Source organism: Stenotrophomonas sp. STEN013, from assembly GCF_056760355.1.
The window spans coordinates 63,263-86,421 of sequence record NZ_JBRREO010000002.1 but is presented as its reverse complement, the minus strand read 5'-3'; the positions used below and the strand labels follow the sequence as shown (position 1 = coordinate 86,421).

At 63.0% G+C, this 23,159-nt stretch carries 33 protein-coding genes; 2 read left to right on the top strand and 31 right to left on the bottom strand.

Annotated features, from left to right (window positions below; genetic code table 11):
• Positions 1-3: 3 nt before the first annotated feature.
• Both ACVOMH_RS04525 and ACVOMH_RS04520 read left to right on the top strand, forming a co-directional pair.
• Entirely contained in the window at positions 4-477 is a 474-nt protein-coding gene (locus ACVOMH_RS04525) for a DUF7144 family membrane protein (protein WP_481522836.1), read from the top strand.
• A 45-nt stretch (positions 478-522) separates the two neighbouring features.
• Complete coding sequence (locus ACVOMH_RS04520) at positions 523-2,136, top strand: amidase (protein WP_481551186.1); 1,614 nt, start codon at positions 523-525, stop codon at positions 2,134-2,136.
• A gap of 16 nt (positions 2,137-2,152) precedes the next feature.
• On the opposite strand, the gene ACVOMH_RS04515 is transcribed toward ACVOMH_RS04520, so the two are convergent.
• The 31 genes from ACVOMH_RS04515 to tuf all read right to left on the bottom strand — a co-directional run bounded on the left by ACVOMH_RS04515 (position 2,153) and on the right by tuf (position 23,123).
• Positions 2,153-3,535, bottom strand: coding sequence for a class II 3-deoxy-7-phosphoheptulonate synthase (locus ACVOMH_RS04515; RefSeq protein WP_481551185.1), 1,383 nt, complete (start codon positions 3,533-3,535; stop codon positions 2,153-2,155).
• 42 nt (positions 3,536-3,577) lie between these two features.
• The gene (locus ACVOMH_RS04510; RefSeq protein ID WP_481522833.1) at positions 3,578-4,084 is read right to left on the bottom strand and encodes a disulfide bond formation protein B; all 507 of its coding nucleotides are present in this window, start codon (positions 4,082-4,084) and stop codon (positions 3,578-3,580) included.
• 144 nt (positions 4,085-4,228) lie between these two features.
• Positions 4,229-4,615: a 50S ribosomal protein L17 gene (rplQ, locus tag ACVOMH_RS04505; protein WP_054657231.1), complete on the bottom strand. Its 387-nt coding sequence runs from the start codon at positions 4,613-4,615 to the stop codon at positions 4,229-4,231.
• A gap of 192 nt (positions 4,616-4,807) precedes the next feature.
• Positions 4,808-5,806: a DNA-directed RNA polymerase subunit alpha gene (locus ACVOMH_RS04500; protein WP_054657229.1), complete on the bottom strand. Its 999-nt coding sequence runs from the start codon at positions 5,804-5,806 to the stop codon at positions 4,808-4,810.
• A 54-nt stretch (positions 5,807-5,860) separates the two neighbouring features.
• The gene (gene rpsD / locus ACVOMH_RS04495) at positions 5,861-6,490 is read right to left on the bottom strand and encodes a 30S ribosomal protein S4 (protein ID WP_017355428.1); all 630 of its coding nucleotides are present in this window, start codon (positions 6,488-6,490) and stop codon (positions 5,861-5,863) included.
• Between the two features lie 14 nt (positions 6,491-6,504).
• On the bottom strand, positions 6,505-6,897 hold the full coding sequence (gene rpsK, locus ACVOMH_RS04490) for a 30S ribosomal protein S11 (protein ID WP_054657227.1): 393 nt from the start codon (positions 6,895-6,897) through the stop codon (positions 6,505-6,507).
• Between the two features lie 12 nt (positions 6,898-6,909).
• Positions 6,910-7,266 carry a 30S ribosomal protein S13 gene (gene rpsM / locus ACVOMH_RS04485; RefSeq protein WP_057505879.1) on the bottom strand — a complete coding sequence of 119 codons (357 nt, stop codon included), beginning with the start codon at positions 7,264-7,266 and terminating at the stop codon, positions 6,910-6,912.
• Positions 7,267-7,613: 347 nt separating this feature from the next.
• Positions 7,614-8,969: a preprotein translocase subunit SecY gene (secY, locus tag ACVOMH_RS04480; RefSeq protein ID WP_054657223.1), complete on the bottom strand. Its 1,356-nt coding sequence runs from the start codon at positions 8,967-8,969 to the stop codon at positions 7,614-7,616.
• 7 nt (positions 8,970-8,976) lie between these two features.
• Entirely contained in the window at positions 8,977-9,420 is a 444-nt protein-coding gene (rplO, locus tag ACVOMH_RS04475; protein WP_054657221.1) for a 50S ribosomal protein L15, read from the bottom strand.
• A 6-nt stretch (positions 9,421-9,426) separates the two neighbouring features.
• Positions 9,427-9,618 carry a 50S ribosomal protein L30 gene (rpmD, locus tag ACVOMH_RS04470; RefSeq protein WP_054657219.1) on the bottom strand — a complete coding sequence of 64 codons (192 nt, stop codon included), beginning with the start codon at positions 9,616-9,618 and terminating at the stop codon, positions 9,427-9,429.
• Positions 9,611-10,153, bottom strand: coding sequence for a 30S ribosomal protein S5 (gene rpsE, locus ACVOMH_RS04465; protein WP_054657217.1), 543 nt, complete (start codon positions 10,151-10,153; stop codon positions 9,611-9,613). The genes rpmD and rpsE overlap by 8 nt, the downstream gene beginning before the upstream one ends.
• A gap of 158 nt (positions 10,154-10,311) precedes the next feature.
• Complete coding sequence (gene rplR / locus ACVOMH_RS04460) at positions 10,312-10,665, bottom strand: 50S ribosomal protein L18 (protein WP_054657216.1); 354 nt, start codon at positions 10,663-10,665, stop codon at positions 10,312-10,314.
• 33 nt (positions 10,666-10,698) lie between these two features.
• Positions 10,699-11,226: a 50S ribosomal protein L6 gene (gene rplF / locus ACVOMH_RS04455; RefSeq protein ID WP_054657214.1), complete on the bottom strand. Its 528-nt coding sequence runs from the start codon at positions 11,224-11,226 to the stop codon at positions 10,699-10,701.
• Between the two features lie 15 nt (positions 11,227-11,241).
• Positions 11,242-11,640 (bottom strand): 30S ribosomal protein S8, encoded by a 399-nt coding sequence (gene rpsH / locus ACVOMH_RS04450; RefSeq protein WP_054657212.1) that lies wholly within the window; start codon positions 11,638-11,640, stop codon positions 11,242-11,244.
• Positions 11,641-11,854: 214 nt separating this feature from the next.
• Positions 11,855-12,160, bottom strand: coding sequence for a 30S ribosomal protein S14 (gene rpsN, locus ACVOMH_RS04445; protein ID WP_057505880.1), 306 nt, complete (start codon positions 12,158-12,160; stop codon positions 11,855-11,857).
• An 18-nt stretch (positions 12,161-12,178) separates the two neighbouring features.
• Positions 12,179-12,721 (bottom strand): 50S ribosomal protein L5, encoded by a 543-nt coding sequence (gene rplE / locus ACVOMH_RS04440; RefSeq protein WP_054657210.1) that lies wholly within the window; start codon positions 12,719-12,721, stop codon positions 12,179-12,181.
• Positions 12,722-12,732: 11 nt separating this feature from the next.
• Positions 12,733-13,050 (bottom strand): 50S ribosomal protein L24, encoded by a 318-nt coding sequence (gene rplX, locus ACVOMH_RS04435; protein ID WP_054657208.1) that lies wholly within the window; start codon positions 13,048-13,050, stop codon positions 12,733-12,735.
• 16 nt (positions 13,051-13,066) lie between these two features.
• Positions 13,067-13,435, bottom strand: a complete 369-nt coding sequence (gene rplN, locus ACVOMH_RS04430; RefSeq protein ID WP_003479595.1) for a 50S ribosomal protein L14 — start codon at positions 13,433-13,435, stop codon at positions 13,067-13,069.
• Positions 13,436-13,447: 12 nt separating this feature from the next.
• Complete coding sequence (gene rpsQ, locus ACVOMH_RS04425; protein WP_054657206.1) at positions 13,448-13,717, bottom strand: 30S ribosomal protein S17; 270 nt, start codon at positions 13,715-13,717, stop codon at positions 13,448-13,450.
• Positions 13,718-13,728: 11 nt separating this feature from the next.
• On the bottom strand, positions 13,729-13,914 hold the full coding sequence (rpmC, locus tag ACVOMH_RS04420; RefSeq protein ID WP_054657204.1) for a 50S ribosomal protein L29: 186 nt from the start codon (positions 13,912-13,914) through the stop codon (positions 13,729-13,731).
• Positions 13,914-14,327 carry a 50S ribosomal protein L16 gene (rplP, locus tag ACVOMH_RS04415; RefSeq protein WP_054657202.1) on the bottom strand — a complete coding sequence of 138 codons (414 nt, stop codon included), beginning with the start codon at positions 14,325-14,327 and terminating at the stop codon, positions 13,914-13,916. The genes rpmC and rplP overlap by 1 nt, the downstream gene beginning before the upstream one ends.
• A gap of 5 nt (positions 14,328-14,332) precedes the next feature.
• On the bottom strand, positions 14,333-15,067 hold the full coding sequence (gene rpsC / locus ACVOMH_RS04410) for a 30S ribosomal protein S3 (RefSeq protein ID WP_054657200.1): 735 nt from the start codon (positions 15,065-15,067) through the stop codon (positions 14,333-14,335).
• A gap of 17 nt (positions 15,068-15,084) precedes the next feature.
• Positions 15,085-15,420, bottom strand: a complete 336-nt coding sequence (gene rplV / locus ACVOMH_RS04405; RefSeq protein ID WP_054657198.1) for a 50S ribosomal protein L22 — start codon at positions 15,418-15,420, stop codon at positions 15,085-15,087.
• A 12-nt stretch (positions 15,421-15,432) separates the two neighbouring features.
• Positions 15,433-15,702: a 30S ribosomal protein S19 gene (gene rpsS, locus ACVOMH_RS04400; RefSeq protein WP_054657196.1), complete on the bottom strand. Its 270-nt coding sequence runs from the start codon at positions 15,700-15,702 to the stop codon at positions 15,433-15,435.
• Between the two features lie 6 nt (positions 15,703-15,708).
• Positions 15,709-16,536 carry a 50S ribosomal protein L2 gene (gene rplB / locus ACVOMH_RS04395; RefSeq protein WP_054657195.1) on the bottom strand — a complete coding sequence of 276 codons (828 nt, stop codon included), beginning with the start codon at positions 16,534-16,536 and terminating at the stop codon, positions 15,709-15,711.
• 10 nt (positions 16,537-16,546) lie between these two features.
• Positions 16,547-16,846: a 50S ribosomal protein L23 gene (rplW, locus tag ACVOMH_RS04390; protein ID WP_054657193.1), complete on the bottom strand. Its 300-nt coding sequence runs from the start codon at positions 16,844-16,846 to the stop codon at positions 16,547-16,549.
• Positions 16,843-17,448 carry a 50S ribosomal protein L4 gene (rplD, locus tag ACVOMH_RS04385; RefSeq protein ID WP_054657239.1) on the bottom strand — a complete coding sequence of 202 codons (606 nt, stop codon included), beginning with the start codon at positions 17,446-17,448 and terminating at the stop codon, positions 16,843-16,845. The genes rplW and rplD overlap by 4 nt, the downstream gene beginning before the upstream one ends.
• A gap of 12 nt (positions 17,449-17,460) precedes the next feature.
• Positions 17,461-18,111: a 50S ribosomal protein L3 gene (gene rplC / locus ACVOMH_RS04380; protein WP_481522831.1), complete on the bottom strand. Its 651-nt coding sequence runs from the start codon at positions 18,109-18,111 to the stop codon at positions 17,461-17,463.
• 11 nt (positions 18,112-18,122) lie between these two features.
• A complete protein-coding gene (gene rpsJ, locus ACVOMH_RS04375; protein ID WP_010341589.1) occupies positions 18,123-18,434 on the bottom strand; it encodes a 30S ribosomal protein S10 in 312 nt (103 codons plus the stop codon).
• A gap of 449 nt (positions 18,435-18,883) precedes the next feature.
• On the bottom strand, positions 18,884-21,688 hold the full coding sequence (locus ACVOMH_RS04370) for a M14 family metallopeptidase (protein WP_481551184.1): 2,805 nt from the start codon (positions 21,686-21,688) through the stop codon (positions 18,884-18,886).
• Between the two features lie 244 nt (positions 21,689-21,932).
• Positions 21,933-23,123, bottom strand: coding sequence for an elongation factor Tu (gene tuf / locus ACVOMH_RS04365; protein ID WP_481522827.1), 1,191 nt, complete (start codon positions 23,121-23,123; stop codon positions 21,933-21,935).
• Positions 23,124-23,159: the final 36 nt, after the last annotated feature.

Here is a 23,159-nt window from a genome sequence, read left to right as displayed (position 1 = left end):
GCATTGACCGGCACGTCGCCCTACAACCCGGATCCGCATGCGCATCCGGGCCTGGCAGCCATCGCGCTGCTGGAAGCGGGAAAGGCCCTTGCGGCCTTTCTCGCCGCGGCCGGCCTGGAAGTGTCCGGGCCTGCCCCGCTGCGCACCGTCATCAACACCCTGATCCTGCGCCTTGGCGGCGATCCCGAGCACGGGTCATTCTCTTCGCTGCTCGGCCAGATCACTCCCGATACCGTCCACCTCGCCGCCACCGTACTGGCCGCTTATGGCCTGCTGCGTGCCGTGGAAGCGTGGGGGCTGTGGCGCGCCCATGCGTGGGCCTCGTGGCTGGGCTGCATCTCCGCGGCGCTGTATCTGCCACTGGATCTGTACGCCATCGTCAAACACCCCGGCTGGGCGTCGTGGCTGCTGCTGGCAGTCAACGTACTGGTGGTCTGGGTGCTGGCACGGGATATCCGCAAACGCCACCTCGACTGAGCGCGGCATTTGCAAAGCCCCCTGCCGGCTGGCTAGCCTGCGCAGATGGACACCCCCTCGCGCCGCTCCCAGCCCTTCCTGCTGACCGCCCTGACCCTGCTGCTGGGCAGCGCCTGCACACGCACGCCAGTACCCGCCGACGCCCCCGTGGCGCCATTCGCCTATGCCGAAGCCCGCATCGACGATCTGCAGGCGCTGATGGCCCGCGGTGAGCTGGACAGCGTCACCCTGACCGAAGCCTACCTGCAGCGGATCGCCAGCCTGGACCGCAGCGGCCCACGCCTGCGCTCGGTACTGCTGATCAACCCCGCCGCCCGCCGCGAGGCTGCCCAGCGCGATGCCGAGCGGCGCAGCGGCCGTATCCGCGGCCCCCTGCATGGCTTGCCGATCCTGCTCAAGGACAATATCGACGCCACGCCAATGGCCACCACCGCCGGCTCATTGGCGCTGCGCTCATTCCACCCCGACGAGGACGCCTTTGTGGTGCAGCGGCTGCGCGAGGCCGGCGCGGTGATCCTGGGCAAGACCAATCTCAGCGAATGGGCCAACTTCCGCTCCAGCAGCTCCACTTCCGGCTGGAGCGCGGTAGGCGGCCAGACCCGCAACCCCTACGCACTGAGCCACAATCCCTGCGGCTCCAGCGCCGGCAGCGCGGTGGCGGTGGCGGCCAACCTGGCCGTGGCGGCCGTGGGCACCGAAACCGACGGCAGCATCGCCTGTCCGGCGGCAGTGAACGGGATCGTCGGACTCAAGCCGACCGTGGGACTGGTCAGCCGCGGCGGCATCGTGCCGATCTCTTTCAGCCAGGACACCGCCGGCCCGATGACCCGCAGCGTCGCCGACAGCGCCATCCTGCTGGGCATCCTGGCCGGCCGTGACGGCGCCGACCCGGCGACCGCTACCATGCCCGGCCGGGCGGTGTACGACTACCACGCCCGCCTGCACCCGGACGCCCTGCGCGGAGCCCGCATCGGCGTACTGCGCCCCGCCCTGGTCGAACAGCCGGAGATCGCCGCAGTGTTCGCCCAGGCCATCGCCGCGCTGCGCGATGCCGGTGCCACGGTCATCGAAACCCGCATCCCTACCGAGGGCCAGTGGGAGCAGGACGAGCAGACCCTGCTGCTGTATGAATTCAAGGCCGGGCTGGAGCGTTACCTTGGCACCGCCAAGGCGCCGATCCGCACGCTGGAACAGTTGATCGCCTTCAATCACGAACATGCCGCACGCGAAATGGCGCACTTCGACCAGGATCTGCTGGAGCAGGCCGCCCGCCAGGGCCCCCTCACCGATCCGGCCTATATCGCCGCCCGCACCCGCGCACGACGTCTTGCTGGTCCGCAGGGGATCGATGCCGCCCTGCAGGCAGACCGGCTGGATGCACTGATCGCCCCGACTACCGGCACCGCATGGCTGACCACGCCCGGCCAGGGCGATGCGTTCCCCGGCGGCAGCTACAGCGCCGCAGCCGTGGCCGGCTATCCGAGCCTGAGCGTGCCGATGGGGCACGCCAATGGCCTGCCGCTGGGGCTGCTGTTCATGGGAACTGCCTGGAGCGAGCCCAGGCTGCTGGCGCTGGGCTACGCCTATGAACAGCTCACCCAGGCCCGGCAGCCACCGGCGTTTTCCGCCAGCCCCGCTGCGCCGGCCCGCCGGCACTGAGTCCGACGGGCGCCACTCACGGGGCGGACTGCCCCTGCTTGCGCACGATCGCCATGGCAATCTCCAGCGACTGTTCGTAGTTCAGCCGCGGATCGACAGTGGAGCGATAGGCACGCTCCAAATCACGTTCGGTCAACTCGCGTGCGCCGCCGGTGCACTCGGTCACATCCTCCCCGGTCAGCTCCAGATGCACGCCTCCCAGACGGGTGCCGGCTGCGGCATGCAGATCGAAGGCCAATTCCACCTCGCTGCGGATATTGTCGAAGCGGCGGGTCTTGTAGCCGTTGCTGGTGCTTTCGGTATTGCCGTGCATCGCATCGCAGACCCACAACACCCGACGCCCGTCGCGCCTGACCGCATCGAGCAACGGCGGCAGCTTCTCGGCGATCTGCGCCGCCCCCATGCGGTGGATGAAACTCAGCCGGCCCGGCTCGTCATCCGGATTGAGCACATCCATCAGCCGCAGCAACTGGTCCTGCTGCACCGATGGCCCGACCTTGATCGCGATCGGATTGCGCACGCCGCGCAGGTATTCCACATGCGCGCCATCCAGCGCCGCCGTACGCATGCCGATCCACGGGTAATGCGTGCTCAGGTTGAAGTGGCCGTGCTGGCGCGGCACCTGGCGGGTCAGCGACTCCTCATAGGGCAACAACAGCGCCTCATGCGAGGTGTAGAAGTCCACCCGGTTGAGGTTGTGAACGGGCGCGCCAGCCAGCGTCTCCATGAAACGCACCGCATCGCCAATGGAGCCCACCATCTTCTGGTACTCGGCCGCTAGCGGCGAGCAGCCCACCCAGCCCAGGTTCCAGTACTCGGGGTGATGCAGATCGGCGAAGCCGCCATCGATCAGCGCCCGTACGAAGTTCATCGTCAGCGCCGAACGCGAATGCGCGGTGATCATCCGTTGCGGGTCGGGAACACGCGCCGCCTCAGTGAACTCCGGGGCGTTGATCACATCGCCGCGGTAGCTGGGCAGGGTCACGCCGTCGCGGGTTTCAGTATCGGCCGAGCGCGGCTTGGCGTACTGCCCGGCAAAGCGGCCGACGCGGATCACCGGCTTGCGCAGCCCATGCACCAGCACCAGACTCATCTGCAGCAGCACCTTGAGCCGGTTGGAGATTGTGGCCGATTCGCAATCGGCGAAATTCTCGGCGCAATCCCCGCCCTGGAGCAGGAAGCGTTTGCCCTCCTGCGCCTCGGCCAGCTGCTGCTTGAGCGCGAAGATCTCCCAGGAGGTGACCAGCGGCGGCAGCTGCCGCAATTGACCCAGCGCCGCTTCCAACGCCACCGGATCGGGATAGGTCGGCATCTGCAGTCCCGGCTTGCCACGCCAGCTCGACGGCGCCCAGCCCGGATCTGGAACAGGATAAGCAACAGAAGGCGCAGACTGGTTCATGCAATTACCGGCAAGAGAGGAAGAAAGAAAACGACGCGGCGATCAGCGCGCCACCCGGCGCAAGCCGGCATACAGGGCCCACAGCCCCAGCAACACGAACCACACCAGACTCCACATCGGCATGGTCAGGCCCAGGAACTGCCAGTCGATGTTGCCGCAATCACCGGTGCCGGTAAGCACCGTACGGAACACCTCGAACGGCCCCATGGTCTCGCTCAGGAAGCTCAACGGCGGGCCACAGCTGCTGCCGAGGTCCTTCGGCAGCAACTGCACATAGACGTGGCGCCCGGCGATGCCGGCCCCCACGCCTGCCGCGATCAGGGTCAACACGCCATAACCGGCGCGGCCAGCGCGGCTGGAAGGACCGTGCAGCGCGCCGAGCAGGAACAAGACGCCAACCGAGGCGAAGGCGATGCGCTGGTAGATGCACAGCGGGCATGGCTCCAGCCCCATCTGGATCTGCATGTAGATCGCAAAGGCCAGCAACCCGGCACAGATCAAAAAACCCAGCAGGCACTGCGCACGGAAATTCCAACGCAACGGATTCATCGGCAACCCCCTTACAAATAAGGTCGCAAGAGTAGCAGCCCCCATGCCTTCCGGCAGCCGTCTTGCAGATGCCGGGTACGCAAAAGCAAGAAGCCCGGCATAGGCCGGGCTTCCGCAGGATCCGTCGCTTGGCGAGTGCGCCGATTACTCGGCGACTTCCTCGGCCACAACAGCCGGACGGTCCACCAGTTCGACATAGGCCATCGGTGCGTTGTCGCCAGCACGGAAACCGCACTTCAGCAGACGCAGGTAGCCGCCCGGACGGTTGGCGTAGCGCGGGCCCAGGATGGTAAACAGGTTGCCGACGGCTTCCTTGTCACGCAGACGGGCGAACGCCAGACGGCGGTTGGCGACCGAGTCGACCTTGGCCAGGGTGATCAGCGGCTCGGCGACGCGGCGCAGTTCCTTGGCCTTCGGCAGGGTGGTCTTGATCAGCTCGTGCTTGAACAGCGACGCAGCCATGTTCTTGAACATCGCTTCGCGGTGGGCGCTGGTGCGGTTGAACTTGCGGCCCGACTTCATGTGACGCATGGGTGTATTCCTTGGTTAATGATGGATCGTTGAACTTCGCTGTCGCCATCCAGGCGTTGAAACTGTGGACTGCGGATGGTCCTGGTCGTCCGTCCTGGACGACCTGCGTGCCGGCATCTGCACCGGTCAACGCGGGTACTGCAGACAACATTCCCCCACATGGTTACCCATGCGGGGGAATGGATTTTACTCTCAGCCGAGCATGCCGTGCTGGGAAACACCGGCCGGCGGCCAGTTTTCCAGCTTCATGCCAAGGGACAGACCACGCTGGGCCAGTACTTCCTTGATCTCGGTCAGCGACTTCTTGCCGAGGTTCGGGGTCTTGAGCAGCTCCACTTCGGTCTTCTGGATCAGATCACCGATGTAGTAGATGCTCTCGGCCTTCAGGCAGTTGGCCGAACGCACGGTCAGCTCCAGATCGTCGATCGGGCGCAGCAGCACCGGATCCACGCCGTTGTTGGCCGGCTTGGCTGCACCGCGGTCGCGGTGGGTGAAGTCACCGAACACCGACAGCTGATCGCTGAGGATGTCGGCCGCGGTGCGGACAGCTTCCTCGGCATCGATCGTGCCGTTGGTTTCGATCTCGATGACCAGCTTGTCCAGATCGGTACGCTGTTCCACACGGGCCGCTTCCACCGAATAGGCGACGCGGCGAACCGGCGAGAACGAGGCGTCCAGAACCAGACGGCCGATCGCACGGGTTTCTTCGTCCGGACGACGACGCGCGGCCGCCGGCTGGTAGCCGAAGCCACGTTCGATCTTCAGACGCATGTTGATCGATGCATCCTTGGTCAGGTTGCAGATCACATGGTCGCCGTTGATCACTTCGACGTTGTGGTCGACCTTGATGTCGGCAGCGGTAACAACGCCCGGGCCCTGCTTGGACAGGGTCACGGTGGCGCTGTCGCCGGTATGCATACGGACTGCCACATCCTTCAGGTTGAGCAGGACTTCCAGCACGTCCTCCTGCAGACCTTCAAGGGTGGTGTATTCGTGCAGCACGCCGTCGATCTCGACTTCCGTAATGGCGAAGCCCGGGATGGACGACAGCAGCACGCGACGCAGGGCGTTGCCCAGCGTATGCCCGTAACCACGCTCCAAGGGTTCGATAACGACCTTGGCGCGGGTGTCGGTAAGGCGTTCGATCTGCGGGCCACGAGGACGCAGAACCTGGTTTGCGGTAACCGTCATGTTGCGGGTTCTCCTGCGAACCTCCGGTGCAACCCGGAGGTTCTCCATTGTGAATTACTTCGAATACAACTCGACGATCAGCGCTTCGTTGATATCCGCAGGCAGATCGGCGCGATCCGGCACGGCCTTGAAGATGCCAGCGAACTTGCCCGAATCAACCTCAACCCACGACGGACGCAGGTCGTGCTGGGCGGCAACGGTCAGGGCTTCCTGAACGCGCAGCTGCTTGGCAGCCTTTTCCGACAGCGCAACGGCATCGCCAGCCTTGACCTGGTACGAAGCCAGATTCACCGACTTGCCATTGACCGTGACACCGCGGTGCGAGACCAGCTGACGGGCAGCCGGACGGGTCACTGCGAAGCCCATGCGGTAGACGACGTTGTCCAGACGGGTTTCCAACAGCTGCAAGAGGTTCTCGCCGGTGTTGCCCTTCTTGGTCGAGGCCTTCTTGTAGTAGTTGCGGAACTGACGCTCCAGCAGACCGTAGATACGCTTGACCTTCTGCTTTTCACGCAGCTGGGTGGCGTAGTCGGACAGCTTGCCCTTGCGGGCGGTAGCGCCGTGCTGGCCGGGCTTCTGCTCCAGCTTGCACTTGGAATCCAACGCGCGGGCCGGGCTCTTCAGAGAGAGGTCGGCGCCTTCGCGGCGGGCGAGCTTACAGGTGGGACCGATATAACGAGCCATTTCTTATCGCTCCCTTAGACGCGACGCTTCTTCGGCGGACGGCACCCGTTGTGCGGGATTGGCGTCACGTCGATGATGTTGGTGATCTTGTAGCCGACGTTGTTCAACGAACGTACGGCCGACTCACGGCCCGGACCCGGACCCTTGATGCGGACTTCCAGCGACTTCAGGCCGTAATCCAGCGCAGCCTTGCCAGCCTTTTCGGCGGCAACCTGGGCAGCGAACGGAGTCGACTTGCGCGAACCACGGAAGCCAGCGCCACCGGAGGTGGCCCAAGACAGCGCATTGCCCTGGCGGTCGGTGATGGTCACGATGGTGTTGTTGAACGAAGCGTGGACGTGGGCGACGCCGTCAGTGACGACGCGCTTGATCTTCTTCTTGGTTTTTGCAGCAGCGGGCTTAGCCATTATTTAGGTCCCTTACTTCCTGATCGCCTTGCGCGGACCCTTGCGGGTGCGGGCGTTGGTACGGGTACGCTGGCCACGCAGCGGCAGACCGCGACGGTGACGCAGGCCGCGATAGCAGCCCAGGTCCATCAGGCGCTTGATTGCGATACCGATTTCGCGACGCAGGTCGCCTTCCACGATGTACTTGCCGACTTCGGCGCGGAGACGCTCGATTTCCGGCTCGGACAGTTCGCGGATCTTGGTGGTCGAAGCAACGTTTGCGGCTTCGCAAACCTTCTTCGAACGGGTACGGCCGATGCCGTAAATGCTTTGCAACCCGACCCAGACGTGCTTCTGGGCTGGCAGGTTGACGCCTGCAATACGCGCCATGACGCGGTTCTCCAGCTGAGTGATGGCCGAATGCGCACCAACAGGCGCGCCAATCCGGCAGGATGGATCAAAAAAGTTAATTAGCGATCTAACAAGGCCTCGGTTTGCTTTGAGGTCCGCATAACCCGAAGGTTCCACAGACCCGGCGTGGGGAGTGTGCCCACGCTCCGGCGCCGGATGTGCTTGGCAAAGTGATACCACCTCTGCCGCCCGCGCTACTCCTGCGCAGAACCACCACATCACACCCCCACCCGAGACCGCTGCGGGGGCCGCCCTTCTGTCTTGAAGACCCCAACGGGAACCGGAGGGGATCTTCTCGCTATGAAGCGGAAAGTATACCGGGTGAATCAGCCGCGCGCAAAACCGCCGCGGTTGCCGCCCTTCAGGTTGGCCTTCTTCAACAGGCTCTCGTACTGGTGAGACATCAGATGCGCCTGGATCTGCGCAATGAAGTCCATCACCACCACCACCACGATCAGCAGCGAGGTGCCACCGAAGTAGAACGAGGCGTTGAGCTGGGTGCGCATGATTTCCGGCAACAGGCAGACGATGACCAGGTAGGCCGAGCCGGCCGCCGTCAGGCGCGTCAACACACCATCGATATAGTCGGCCGTTGCCTTGCCCGGACGGATACCCGGAATCAGAGCGCCCGACTTCTTCAGGTTGTCAGCGGTTTCCTGCGAGTTGAACACCAGCGCGGTATAGAAAAACGCGAAACCGGTGATCAGTGCAGCGAACACGATCATGTGCAGCGGCTCGCCCGGACCCAGCGCATTGGCCACTTTCTGCAGCCAAGTGGCCGAGCTGGCCTGGCCGGACCACATCGCCAGCGTGGCCGGGAAAGCCAGGATGCTGGAAGCGAAGATCGCCGGAATCACACCCGCCATGTTCAGCTTCAACGGCAGGAACGAGGTCTGGTTCATGTAGGCGTTACGGCCACCCTGACGGCGGGCGTAATTGACAGTGATGCGGCGCTGGCCGCGCTCGACGAACACCACGAAGTAGGTGAACGCCAGCACCACCAGCACAATCAGCAACAGCGAAATGAAGCTCATGTTGCCATCGCGATAGGCCTCGACGGTCTGGATCACCGCCGCCGGAAGGCCCGCGACGATACCGGCGAAGATGATCAGCGACACACCGTTGCCGATACCCCGCTCGGTGACCTGCTCACCCACCCACATCAGGAAGATGGTGCCGGCCGTGAGTGCGACCACAGCGGTGAGCACGAACCCCATGCCCGGTGCGTACACCACCGGAGCACCGCCCGGCGACACCTGGTTCTGCAATGCCAGCGCGATACTGCCGCCCTGCACCACCGCCAGGAGCACCGCGCCGATGCGCGAATACTGCGTGATCTTGCGACGACCGGACTCACCTTCCTTTTGCATGGCCTTCAGGGCCGGGAAGATGTGGACCGCCAGCTGCATCACGATGGATGCCGAGATATACGGCATCACGTTCAACGCGAAGATGCTGAAACGGTGCAGGGCGCCGCCCGAGAACATGTTGAACATGTCCACGATTCCGCCGCCCTGCGCCTGCATCAGCGCAAGCATGGCATCGGGATTGACGCCCGGCACCGGCACATAACAGCCAATGCGATAGACGAGCAATGCCCCGAGTACGAACAGAAGACGCTGGCGAAGTTCCGTGAACTTGCCCATCCCGCCCGCGAGGTTACCGATGCCAGCTTGCGCCATGTTCCAGTTACTCCTGTACGCTGCCGCCGGCAGCTTCGATCGCAGCCTTGGCGCCGGCAGTTGCCGCAACACCCTTCAGGGTGAACGCCTTGCTCAGCTCGCCCTTCAGGACGATCTTGGCCTTCTTGGCAGTGGACGGGACGAGCTTGGCAGCACGCAGTGCCGCAAAATCGATCTCGCCAGCTTCCAGACGGTCCAGATGGTAGGACAGCACTTCAGCGGTGTCCTTGGCCGTACGGGAAACGAAGCCGATCTTCGGCAGACGACGCTGCATCGGGGTCTGACCGCCTTCGAAGCCGGCCTTGATCTTGCCCTTGCCCGAACGGGCGAACGAACCCTTGTGGCCGCGGCCACAGGTCTTGCCCAGGCCGGAGCCGATGCCACGACCGACGCGCTTGCGCTCGGTACGCGCGCCCTCAACCGGGCTCAGTTCATTAAGACGCAAAGTCATGGTCAATTACTCCTCAACCTGGACGAGGTACTGAACCTTGTTGATCAGGCCGCGAACCTGCGGGCTGTCCTTCAGTTCACGCACATCATTGAGCTTGTTCAGGCCCAGGGCACGCACCGACAGGCGGTGACGCGACTGGGTTCCACGCAGGCCACGCACCAGGCGCACCTTCACGGTCTTGACGTTCTGATCAGCCATGGTTGAGATCCTCCACCTTCTTGCCGCGCTTGGCCGCAATGCGAGCCGGCGACTGCACGCCTGCCAGACCCTTCAGCGTGGCGCGAACCAGGTTGATCGGGTTGCGCGAACCCACCGCCTTGGCCAGCACGTCCTTCACGCCAACCGCTTCCAGCACAGCGCGCATCGCGCCGCCGGCAATCACGCCGGTACCTTCCGAAGCCGGCTGCATGAACACGCGAGCCGCACCGTGGCCGTCCTTGACGGTGTGCCACAGCGTGCCGTTGTTCAGATCAACGCTGATCTGGTTCTTGCGGGCCTGCTCCATCGACTTCTGGATGGCGACCGGCACTTCGCGCGCCTTGCCGTAGCCGAAACCGACCTTGCCTGCACCATCACCGACCACGGTCAGTGCGGTGAAGGTGAACTGACGACCACCCTTGACGGTCTTGCTGACGCGATTGACCGCGACCAGCTTTTCGATCATGCCATCGTCGACTTTTTCTTCGCGGTTGCGATCGCGATCGCGACCCCGCGACTGACGTTCTTCAGCCATTTCTATTCCTTGTTGTGTGGATTATGTACGGCTCGAAGCCGCTTATAGTTGTGGGACGAAACGTTCACTCGTCGGCCGCTGCATAAGAGCGGAGACGCCCGGCACAGCCCGTACCGGCAGGCAGGCGGAAAGGGGCCAACGGCCCCTTTCCCGATCCCTTAGAACTGCAGGCCGCCTTCGCGGGCTGCATCGGCCAGGGCCTTGATGCGGCCGTGGTAGCGGTAACCAGAACGGTCGAACGCGACCTTTTCGATACCGGCAGCCTTGGCGCGCTCGGCAATCATCTTGCCGACCTTGGCAGCTGCGTCGCAGTTCTTGCCGTTCTTCAGGCCTTCCATGACTTCGGCCTGGGCGGTGTTGGCAGCAGCCAGCACCTTGGAGCCATCGGCGGTGAAGACCTGTGCATACAGGTGCTGGCCGGTGCGCAGGACCGACAGGCGCGCCACACCCAGGGTGCGGATGTGCGAGCGGGTCGACTTGGCGCGACGCAGACGTGCAATGTTCTTGTTCATGTTCTTTATCCTCGAAAGCTGAAAACCTAGGAATTAGGCCTTCTTGGCTTCCTTGCGAATGATGACTTCACCGGCGTACTTCACACCCTTGCCCTTGTAGGGCTCCGGCGGACGGTAACCGCGGATCTTGGCGGCGACTTCACCGACAACCTGCTTGTCCGAACCCTGGACCAGAATTTCGGTCTGGGTCGGGGTCGACAGGGTGATGCCTTCCGGCGCCACGAACACGACAGGGTGGGAGAAGCCCAGCGACAGGTTCAGGTCCTTGCCCTGCATGGCGGCGCGGTAACCCACACCCACCAGCTCCAGCTTCTTTTCGAAGCCTTCGGACACGCCCTGGACCATGTTGGCCAGGATCGAACGGACGGTGCCGGTCAGCGCGTCGAAGGAGATGTCCTTCGGGCTCAGCGTGGCAACGCCATTGTCGAGAGTGATTTCAACGCCAGCGGCCTTGTTCAGCGACAGGACGCCCTTCGGGCCCTTCACGGTCACAACTTCCGGCTGGATGGTCAGTTCAACGCCCTTGGGCAGGTTGATCGGCTTCTTGGCTACGCGGGACATAGTGGACTCCTTCCCTTAGGCCACGAAGCACAGGACTTCGCCGCCGACGCCCAACTGGCGCGCCTGCGCATCAGTCATGATGCCCTTGGAGGTGGAAATGATGGCGACGCCCAGGCCGTTGAGGACCTTCGGCAGTTCAGACTTGCCACGGTACTGGCGCAGACCCGAACGCGAGAAGCGCTTCAGGGTCGCGATGACCGGCTTGCCCTCGAAATACTTCAGGACGATTTCAAGCTCGGCCTTGTTGTTTTCGGTGTTGGTCACGCGCAGGTCAGTGATGTAACCCTCGTCCTTCAGGACCTGGGCAATGGCCACCTTGACCTTGGACGACGGGGCTTTCACCGTCTGCTTGCCAACCGCGGCCGCATTCTTGATGCGTACCAGCAGGTCGGCGATGGGATCAGTCATGCTCATGTAGATACCTTTGAGTGCACCGATATCCGCTTTCGCGAAAATCTCGTGTTTTCCTGGGATGGGCCAGGGCCCCTACCACACCAGCCAGCCGGTTTCGGACAGGCAAGGAGCGGGATTATACGACAAAAAGTCCGACTGGCGTCGGACTTTTTGAGTCACCTTCAGGTTGCCCTGCCGATGCTCCGGCCGGACCTTGCGGCCCGGCCGGAATTTCTTACCAGCTGGCCTTGCGCAGGCCCGGCACATCGCCGCGCATGGTGGCTTCGCGCAGCTTGTTACGGCCGAGGCCGAACTTGCTGTACACGCCACGCGAACGACCGGACAGCTCGCAACGGTTGCGGTGGCGGCACGGCGACGAATCGCGCGGCAGCTTGGACAACTTCGTCGAGGCCTCGATCTTCTCTTCGTAGGTCGCGTCCACCGAGGACACGATCTTCTTCAGAGCCGCACGCTTTTCAGCGTACTTTTCAGCCAGCTTTTTCCGCTTGATGTCGCGGTTGACCATGGAGGTCTTTGCCATTTCGGTATCCTCGACGAATCAGTTACGGAACGGGAACTTGAACGCTGCGAGCAGCGCCTTGGCTTCCGCGTCGGTCTTGGCAGTGGTGGTGATGGCGATATCCATACCGCGGATCGCATCGACGGCGTCGAAGTCGATTTCCGGGAAGATGATCTGTTCCTTCACACCCATGTTGTAGTTGCCACGACCGTCGAACGAACGACCCGACACGCCGCGGAAGTCACGCACGCGCGGCAGCGAGATGTTGATCAGACGATCCAGGAACTCAAACATGGTGTCACGACGCAGCGTGACCTTGCAGCCGATCGGCCAGCCATCACGGATCTTGAACGATGCCACCGAAACACGCGACTTGGTGACGATCGGCTTCTGACCGGTGATCTTGGTCATATCCGCGACGGCGTTTTCCAGAACCTTCTTGTTGGTAGCCGCTTCGCCCACACCCATGTTCAGGGTGATCTTGACGAGCTTCGGCACTTCCATCGGGTTCTTGTAGCCGAACTGCTTGGTCAGCGCCGGCACAACTTCGTCTTTGTAAAACTTTTCGAGACGGGAATTCATTCGATCATTCCTCAGGCGTCAAGCGCCTCACCGCTGGAGCGGAACACACGCAGTTTGCGTCCATCCTCCAGCACCTTGAAGCCAACGCGCTCGCCCTTGCCCGTTGCCGGGTTCAGAACATTGACGTTGGAGATATGGATCGACGCTTCACGCTCGACCACGCCGCCGGCAACGCCTGCCTGCGGATTCGGCTTGGTGTGGCGCTTGACGATATTCACGTTGGCGACGATCACACGATCGCCGTCGACGCGGACGACTTCGCCCTGCTTGCCCTTGTCCTTGCCGGTGTTGACGACGACCTGGTCGCCCTTCTTGATACGGTTAGCCATGATTATCTCCTGGCGCTCACAGAACTTCGGGAGCGAGCGAGACGATCTTCATGAACTTCTCAGAACGAAGTTCACGGGTCACCGGCCCGAAGATGCGGGTGCCGATCGGCTCTTGCTTGTTGTTCAGCAGGACCGCGGCATTGCCATCGAAGCGGATCAGCGAACCGTCAGCGCGACGCACACCCTTGCGGGTACGCACCACGACTGCGTCATACACTTCACCCTTCTTGACCTTACCGCGCGGAATCGCATCCTTCACGGTGACCTTGATGATGTCACCGATGTGTGCGTAACGGCGCTTCGAGCCGCCCAACACCTTGATGCACATCACTTCCTTGGCACCAGAGTTGTCAGCGACGTCGAGGTAGCTCTGCATCTGAATCATGATTCAGGCTCCTTATTTCGCTGCGCGGGTGATGATTTCCACCACACGCCAGTTCTTGGTCTTGGACAGCGGAGCAATCTCGGTCACACGCACGAAATCACCTTCATTGCAGGTGTTCTCGGCGTCGTGTGCATGCAGCTTGGTCGAGCGCTTGATGTACTTGCCGTACAGGGCGTGCTTGACCTGGCGCTCCACCAACACGGTGACCGTCTTGTCCATCTTGTTGCTGACGACACGGCCTTCGACCGTGCGCAGCGTCTTGCTTGCGTTATTTTCGCTCATAGCAGCCATCCTTACTTCGTGCTGCCGATCAGGTGCTTGACGCGAGCGATCTCGCGGCGCACCCGGCGGGTTTCGTGGGTCTTCGGCAGCTGGCCGGTGACCTGCTGCATACGGAGCGAGAACTGCTCCTTACGCAGGTCGGTCAGGTGGGCCTTGAGTTCGTCAGCCGACTTCTCGCGGAGTTGTTTGATGTCCATCAGCGCACCGTCCGGGTCACGAAAGTGGTGGTGACCGAGAGCTTGGCAGCGGCCAGGCGGAACGCCTCGCGTGCCACTTCCTCGGAAACGCCCTCGATTTCATAGATCATGCGGCCGGGCTGGATCTGCGCGACCCAGTATTCCACGCCACCCTTACCAGCACCCATTCGGACTTCGATGGGCTTCTTGGTGATGGGCTTGTCGGGGAACACGCGGATCCACATCTTGCCGCCGCGCTTGACGTAGCGGCTGATCGAGCGGCGGGCCGCTTCGATCTGACGCGCGGTCAGCTGACCGTGAGCGGTTGCCTTCAGGCCGTACTCGCCAAAGCTGACGGCATTTGCGCTCCAGCTCAGGCCGTCGTTACGACCTTTGAACATCTTGCGGTATTTGGTTCGCTTGGGTTGCAACATTGCCGTTACCTCGCTTCACGAGCCGGGCGCGACGGACGGTCACCACGGTCGCCGCGATCGTTACGATCGTTGCGCGGGCTGTCGTCCTGCTTTTCCTGGCCAACCTGGGAGAAATCAAAGACCTCGCCCTTGTAGATCCAGACCTTGATGCCGATGATGCCGTAGGTGGTGCTGGCTTCAGCGAAACCGTAGTCGATATCCGCACGCAGGGTGTGCAACGGCACGCGGCCTTCGCGGTACCACTCCGAACGGGCGATTTCAGCGCCGTTCAAGCGGCCGCCGACGTTGACCTTGATGCCCAGGGCACCCAGACGCATCGCGTTGCCGACCGAGCGCTTCATTGCGCGGCGGAACATGATGCGACGCTCCAGCTGCTGCGCGATCGACTCGGCAACCAGCTGTGCATCCAACTCCGGCTTGCGCACTTCAGTGACGTTGATGTGCGCCGGAACGCCCATCATCTCACTCACTTCCTTGCGCAGCTTCTCGATGTCCTCACCACGCTTGCCGATCACCACGCCCGGACGGGCGGTGTGGATCGTCACGCGAGCGGTCTTTGCCGGACGCTCGATCAGGATCTTGCTGATGCCGGCCTGAGCAAGCTTCTTGCGCAGCATCTCACGGACTTTCAGGTCGGCTGCCAGGTAACCAGCAAACTCGGCCTTGTTGGCGTACCACTTGGAGTTCCAATCCTTGGAAATACCGAGGCGGATACCAATCGGATGAACTTTATGACCCATGGTCTTTTCCTTTCCGCTTACTTGCCGGCGCCCACAACCACAGTGATGTGGCTGGTGCGCTTGAGGATGCGGGTACCGCGGCCTTTCGCCCGCGCCATGAAACGCTTCAGGGTCGGACCTTCATCAACCATGATGGTCTTGACCTTCAGCTCGTCGACGTCAGCGCCCTGGTTGTTCTCGGCATTGGCAATAGCCGACTCCACCACCTTCTTGATCAGGTGGGCAGCCTTCTTGTCCGAGAACTTCAGCAGGTTGACCGCACGCTCGGCCGGCAGACCGCGCACCTGGTCAGCGACCAGACGGGCTTTCTGCGCAGAGATGCGCGCGGAGCGCAGGATTGCTTTCGCTTCCATTGTCATCTCTCCTTACTTGCCCGACTTCTTGTCGCCACCGTGACCCTTGAAGGTCCGGGTGACGGCAAATTCGCCGAGCTTGTGGCCGACCATGTTCTCGTTGACCAGCACCGGAACGTGGTTCTTGCCGTTATGAACGGCGATGGTGACGCCTACCATTTCCGGCAGGATCATCGAACGGCGCGACCAGGTTTTGATCGGCTTCTTGCTGCCCGCAGCGGCCTCCACCTTCTTGATGAGGTGGTGATCGACGAACGGGCCCTTCTTGAGTGAACGTGCCATGGTCGATTAGCCCCTACGATCGCGGACGATGAACTGCTGAGTGCGCTTGTTATGGCGCGTCTTGTAACCCTTGGTCGGAACACCCCACGGGGTGACCGGATGCGGATTACCCTGACCGGCCTTGGCCTCACCACCACCATGCGGGTGATCCACCGGGTTCATGGCAGCACCACGAACGGTCGGCTTCACGCCACGCCAGCGCTTGGCACCAGCCTTGCCCAGCTTTTCCAGGTTGTGCTCGTCATTACCGACTTCACCGATGGTGGCGCGGCATTCGACCGGCACCTTACGCATTTCACCCGAGCGCAGACGCAGGGTGGCGTAGATACCTTCACGAGCGACCAGCTGCACGGCTGCACCGGCGGCACGGGCGATCTGGGCGCCCTTGCCCGGCTTCAGCTCGATCCCGTGAATGGTGGTACCCACCGGGATGTTGCGCAGCGGCAGGGTGTTACCGGTCTTGATCGGCGCGTGTGCACCGGAGATGACCTGGTCACCCGCCTTCAGGCCCTTGGGGGCGATGATGTAGCGACGTTCGCCGTCGACATAGCACAGCAGGGCGATATGGGCGGTGCGGTTCGGATCGTATTCGATACGTTCCACGCGCGCCGGAATACCTTCCTTGTTGCGCTTGAAGTCGATCAGACGGTAGTGCTGCTTGTGACCACCACCCACGTGACGGGTGGTGATGCGACCGTGGTGGTTACGACCACCGGACTTGCTCTGCGGCTCCAGCAACGCTGCGTGCGGTGCGCCCTTGTGCAGATCGGGCGTGACCACGCGCACGGCCGAACGACGGCCTGCGGAGGTGGGCTTGAATTTCATCAATGGCATGGGATGTACCTCAGGCCTTGGCCGTTACATCGATGGACTGGCCATCGGCCAGACGCACGTACGCCTTGCGCCAATCGCCACGGCGGCCAGCGCGATTACGGAAGGACTTGCTCTTGCCCTTGACGTTCAGCACGTTGACGGCCTCGACCTTGACGTCGAACAGCTGCTCAACCGCGGCCTTTACATCGGCTTTGGTGGCTTCGCTCGAAATCTCGAAGACATACTGGTTGGAAAGTTCCTGCAGGCGCGCGGTCTTCTCGGAGACTCGCGGAGCACGCAGCACGCTGAAGATTTTTTCGTTGCTGCTCATGCCAGCCACTCCTCGACCTTCTTGACCGCGTCAGCGGTGATGACGACCGTGTCGGCACCGACCAGAGCCACCGGATCCAGACCCTGCACGTCACGCACCTGCACGTACGGCAGATTGCGGGCCGACAGGTACAGCGACTCGGAAGCGTCTTCGGTCACGATCAGCGGGCGCTTGCCCACCGACAGACCCGCCAGCTTCTCGATGAGCGCCTTGGTCTTGACAGCATCGACGTCGAAGGATTCGACGACGGTGATGCGACCCTGACGGTTCAGCTCGGACAGGATCGCGCACATGGCGGCACGGTACTGCTTGCGATTGACCTTCTGGTCGAACGAACGCGGCTTTGCGGCAAACGTCACGCCACCGCCGACGAAGATCGGAGCCGTCAGCGCGCCATGACGCGCACCGCCGCCCTTCTGCTTCTTCGACTTCTTGGTCGTGCCGTTCACTTCCGAACGCGTTTTCTGAGCCTTGGTGCCGGCGCGAGCGGCGTTGCGGTAAGCAACGACGACCTGGTGAACCAGATCTTCGCTGAAATCGCGACCGAACACGGCGTCGGAGACCGAGACCTTGTTGTTGCTACCCGTGATAACGAGTTCCATCGTCATCTCTCCTTATGCCTTGCTAGCCGGACGCACGATCACGTCACCACCGGCTGCGCCAGGCACGGCGCCGCGAATGGCGATCAGACCACGCTCGACGTCGACCTTGACCACTTCCAGGTTCTGCGTGCTCTGCTGCACAGCACCCATGTGGCCGGACATCTTCTTGCCCGGGAAAACGCGACCCGGGGTCTGGCGCTGACCCAGCGAACCCGGCGCGCGATGCGACAGCGAGTTACCGTGGGTTGCATCGCCCATACGGAAGTTGTGGCGCTTGATGGTGCCCTGGAAGCCCTTACCCTTGGTGACACCCTGGACGTCGACCTTCTGGCCAACTTCGAAGATGTCCGCCTTGACTTCGCCACCGACGGCGAAATCGCCGATCTGTGTGTCTTCAACGCGGAATTCCCACAGGCCACGGCCCGCTTCCACCTTCGCCTTGGCGAAGTGGCCGGCTTCCGGCTTGTTGACCAGCGCAGCGCGACGGGCGCCGACGGTCACCTGCACGGCGCTGTAGCCGTCGGTTTCGACGGTCTTGATCTGCGCGATGCGGTTCGGGGTTGCTTCAATCAGGGTCACCGGGATGGACTGGCCATCTTCAGTGAAAACGCGGCTCATGCCAGCCTTGCGGCCCACGAAGCCCAACGAATATTTCTTCGTCATGGTCGTAGTCCTCAGGTCAACTTGATCTGCACGTCGACGCCGGCAGCCAGTTCGAGCTTCATCAGCGCGTCCACGGTCTTGTCGTTGGGGTCGACGATGTCAAGCACGCGCTTGTGCGTGCGGGTCTCGTACTGGTCACGCGCGTCCTTGTCGACGTGCGGGGAAACGAGGATGGTGTAACGCTCGATCTTGGTCGGCAGGGGGATCGGGCCACGCACTTGCGCGCCGGTCCGCTTTGCCGTTTCAACGATCTCGCTGGCCGAACGGTCGATCAAACGATGATCGAACGCCTTCAACCGAATCCGGATCTTTTGGTCCGCCATGACGGTGTTCCTATAGGTCTAAAGAGCGACAGGTCCGGCCCCTGAGTGTGCCGAACCCCATGAATACGACAAAAAGCGCCGAAGCACCCTCCGTCGCGCGAATCCTTTCGATACAAGGAAGGCGGCCCGGTTTCCCGGCCCGCCCCAGACACAAACAAACGCGCAACACCCCTCCGGCTATGCCGGAGCGATCCACGCGACCTGTCCTTAGCCTGGCGAACACGAGGCGCTTCCTGCACCTCTTTTCGCTGGTTGCGAAGCTGCACTGATGCGCACCTTCGCGAGTGGTCGTGCATTCTGTCAGTTATTGCCAGCCACCGCAAGCCACCCTGCAACCGCCGCACAGAGGCTTCAGCCAATAGACAGACAGACTGCCTGTTCAGGAAGACGCCTCGCGCCCCCGGAGCTGGCCCAGGCCGCGCAACGGCGGCCCGGACCGGGAGCGGATCTCAGTTCTGCGCCGCGTCCGATCCACCTGCGCGCAGCAGGCCATTGAACAGCAACTTGAACGAGCCATGGGTCTGCGCGCGGAACGTGATGTCGGTGCCGACAAAGGTCAGCCGTCCCGTACCGATATCCGCCTCGGCCGCCAGCACCCCGCCCTGCAGATGCTCTTGCCCCCAGGCCCAGCCGGAACGCAGCGGAGCCGGACCGGCAAAGCTCAGCAGCGGCCGGATGTCCGCCCGCCCCGCCGGCAACTCGAATACCGGTGCATTGTCCCAGCGACCATCGGAGAAATACACATCCAGCTCCGACGGCAAGCCCCAGCTCAACGGACTGGACTTGTCCACCGCGACCTGCAGCACACTGCCCGGGATGTAGTACTCGCGCTGACCGAGCGCGCGCATCCCGCCCTCAGCCGCCGGCGTACGCAGATGGCTTTGCAGCGGCAACCCCAGCGCCAGCGCCAGCCCGCTGGAAGACCCGGTCGCCACCACATGTCCGCCGGACTCGAGAAACCCGCGCAGCACCGGCACCACCTTTTGCGCCGTCAGCTCGCCGAGCAGCGGATGGTACTGGTCAGGAATCGTCGCCGGATCCGGGGAAGCCGGCACCCTGCCAGCCTTGCCCTCGATTGCCAGCGCCTCCGGCAACGGCAGTGCTCCACTGGGCAGGATCATCACGTCGAACCGCTCACGCAGCCCGCCCTTGAGGATCTGCTGCGGATACACCACCTCGTAGTCGAAGCCGAAATTCTCCAGCACCAGGCGCGTCCATCCGGACACCATCGAACCGCCGTAGTGATCCCACAGCGCGATGCGCGGCGCGTGCACCACTTCGCCCGCCTCCACCCGCCCCTTGGGCACCACCGCGCGAACACCCGTGCCGCGCAGCGCCCGCTCGAGCTGCGGCACAGGCACCGCAGGCAGGAAGAAGGCACCGTCCCGCCCTGGCAACCGCCGGACCTCAACCCCCTCCCTGAGCAGGCGATTGACCACCAGCACGCTGTCATTGACCCGCGCATCCAGCAAATAACCGCGCGAGGAATGTGCCACAGGCAAGTCAACAGGCGCTTGAAGCTGCCCGATCGGCAGCGCCTGGAACGGGCCGGTAAAGCCGTCCATGACCCGATCAAACCTCACCCCCATCTGGTAGGCCAGCGTCCACCCCGCCGAGTCATACGGCGCGATCGGCGGACCACCGTCATATTCGAAATCGTGGGGATGATCCTGCGGTTCGAACATGTCCCGCACGTGCGGGCGGAAAGCCTGATCGCCACGCACCACGAAGGAACCGGCCGGGTATTTTTTGCCTGCGACCGTGAACTCACGCGAGGCGCGCATCACCTCCACACCGCCCAGCTGCAAGGCATCGACGAACTTCACCGCGGTCGGGAAATCCGCCTGGTCGGCCGGGATGATATAGCCACGCGCATCACGCTGATCGGGCTGGCGCAGCAGTTGCTGCACCTGCGCCGCGGCCAACGCGCCCTTGTCCCTGCCCGCTTTTTCCACCGCCTGCTTCGCCTGCGCCAGAGCTGTCGGACTTGGCGTCCAGGTGTCGCGGCTGCCCCGCTCGATCGAGTTGCGCCCCATGCGGTAGATGTTCAACAACAGCTGTTCACGATTGCGCGAAGCGTAATCCAGCAGCGCCCAGTTGGCCGTCAGGCTGTAATCGATGGACTGGCGGAAATGCCAGGTCTGGGCCGCCACCGGCGCGGGCAGATTGCTGTCTGGCAACTGGCGCTCCGGAATGAACGGGATCTGCATCGGCGTCGGGTTGCCGGTGATCTCGGTCAGCACGCCCATCATGTTGTGGAAGTACGGCATTGTGCGCAGGCCGCCGTTCCACCACGTCGAGTACACGCTGCCACGCTTAGAAACCGCACCCGGCTTGCTCTCCTGGAGGTAGCGCAGGTTCATCGCCGACCCCAGCGCCTCCAGCCCGACCGGAATCATCGCGTCGATGTTGTAGTTGTACGGATCGCGATAGGGCGGGATCACGATCACCGTGCCCTTGGGCGAGGTCTGGTGGTGGTTGTAGACAATCTGCGGATACCAGCGGGTGTACATCGCCCGATTCAGGTTGCGCGTTTCCTGCAACGCCGCCATGTAGAAGTCACGGTTGTTGTCGTGCCCGGCGTACTTCTGGTACAGCCGCGGCGGCTTGTCGAGCACCCGCTTCTCGGGCACCGGCTCCCGCATGTACCAGTCCGCATACAGCTCCTGCCCGTCCGGGTTGGCATGCACCAGCAGGATGATGGTGTCCTCCAGAATGCGCCGGGTTTCGGCATCGTCGCGGCTGGCCAGCTGCCAGACCGTCTCGATCAGCTGGTGGGCGCCGACCGTCTCGTTGGCATGCAGGCCGCCATCGATCCACACCACCGCCTTGCCCTGCGCCGCCAGCGCCCGCGCGGTGGCCTCGTCATCCCGTGCCCGCGCCATGCGTCCGGACAGCGCCCGATATTCCTCCAGGCGGGCGAGATTGGCCGGCGACGATGCCACCAGCATCAACTGGGATCGCCCTTCCGAAGTCTTGCCCAGCTCCTGCAGCACGAACCGGTCGGAAGCGGCCGCCACTTTGCGGAAATACGCCTCCGTCTGCGTGTAGTTGGCGAGCATGTAGTCATCGCCGATATCGAATCCAAAATGCTCGCGCGGCGAAGGCGCAGCGGCCTGCCCCATACCTGCGGCCAGCAACATCACCAACGCAAGGGCGATACGCCCGCGCCATTGTCCAAATCCGTACTTCACTTCCTCTCCCCAGGAGCAGCCCTGCACCAGATACCGGCACGGCCACCCCGCAACAGCCATATTCGGCACCGGAGTCCGCGCATGCACACAGCCCCGACACCCCTGGCCCAGTCACCGTGAATACTCCGACGACAGGCAACAAACAGACGCACGGACGCGGCTTTTCCGCCATCCCGCCGGCGACCGAAACCACCCGAACACCTTATTGCAGGCAAGCAAACGAAGAAGGGCAGCCCAGAGGCTGCCCTTCCCGATGACATCCCGCCTGAAGCACCTCTTTGAAGAAGGTGCTCGAACCGGGCTATTACTTGGTGATCTTGGAGACCACGCCGGCGCCGACGGTACGGCCGCCTTCGCGAATCGCGAAGCGCAGACCTTCGTCCATGGCCACCGGATTGATCAGGGTGACGGACATCTTCACGTTGTCACCCGGCATCACCATCTCGACGCCTTCCGGCAGCTCGCAAGCGCCGGTGATGTCGGTGGTACGGAAGTAGAACTGCGGACGGTAGCCCTTGAAGAACGGGGTATGACGGCCACCCTCGTCCTTCGACAGCACGTACACTTCGGCTTCGAACTGGGTGTGCGGGGTGATCGAGCCCGGCTTGGCCAGCACCTGGCCACGCTCGACGTCATCACGCTTGGTGCCACGCAGCAGCAGACCGGCGTTGTCACCTGCCTGACCCTGGTCCAGCAGCTTGCGGAACATTTCCACGCCGGTGACGGTGGTCTTGACGGTCGGACGGATACCGACGATCTCGATTTCCTCACCGACCTTGATCACGCCACGCTCGATACGACCGGTCACCACGGTGCCGCGGCCCGAGATCGAGAACACGTCTTCCACCGGCATCAGGAACGGCTTGTCGACGTCACGCTCCGGGGTCGGGATCCAGCTGTCCAGTGCATCGACCAGCTTCAGGATGGCCGGCACGCCGATCTCGGACTGGTCGCCTTCCAGCGCCAGACGAGCCGAACCGGACACGATCGGGGTGTCATCGCCCGGGAAGTCGTACTTGGACAGCAGCTCGCGCACTTCCATTTCGACCAGTTCCAGCAGCTCGGCGTCGTCCACCATGTCGGCCTTGTTCAGGAACACGACGATGTACGGCACGCCGACCTGACGCGACAGCAGGATGTGCTCGCGGGTCTGCGGCATCGGGCCGTCAGCGGCCGAGCACACCAGGATCGCGCCGTCCATCTGGGCGGCACCGGTGATCATGTTCTTGACGTAGTCGGCGTGACCCGGGCAATCCACGTGGGCGTAGTGACGGGTGGCGGATTCGTATTCGACGTGCGAGGTCGAAATCGTGATACCGCGGGCCTTCTCTTCCGGCGCCTTGTCGATCGCGTCGTACGCGTGGAATTCGCCGCCGAAGCGCTCAGCGCCAATCTTGGTCAGCGCAGCGGTCAGCGTGGTCTTGCCATGGTCGACGTGACCGATGGTGCCGACGTTGACGTGCGGCTTGGTACGTTCGAACTTACCCTTTGCCATTTTTGTTCTACCTTAAATAGTTCGTAATTGGGGTCA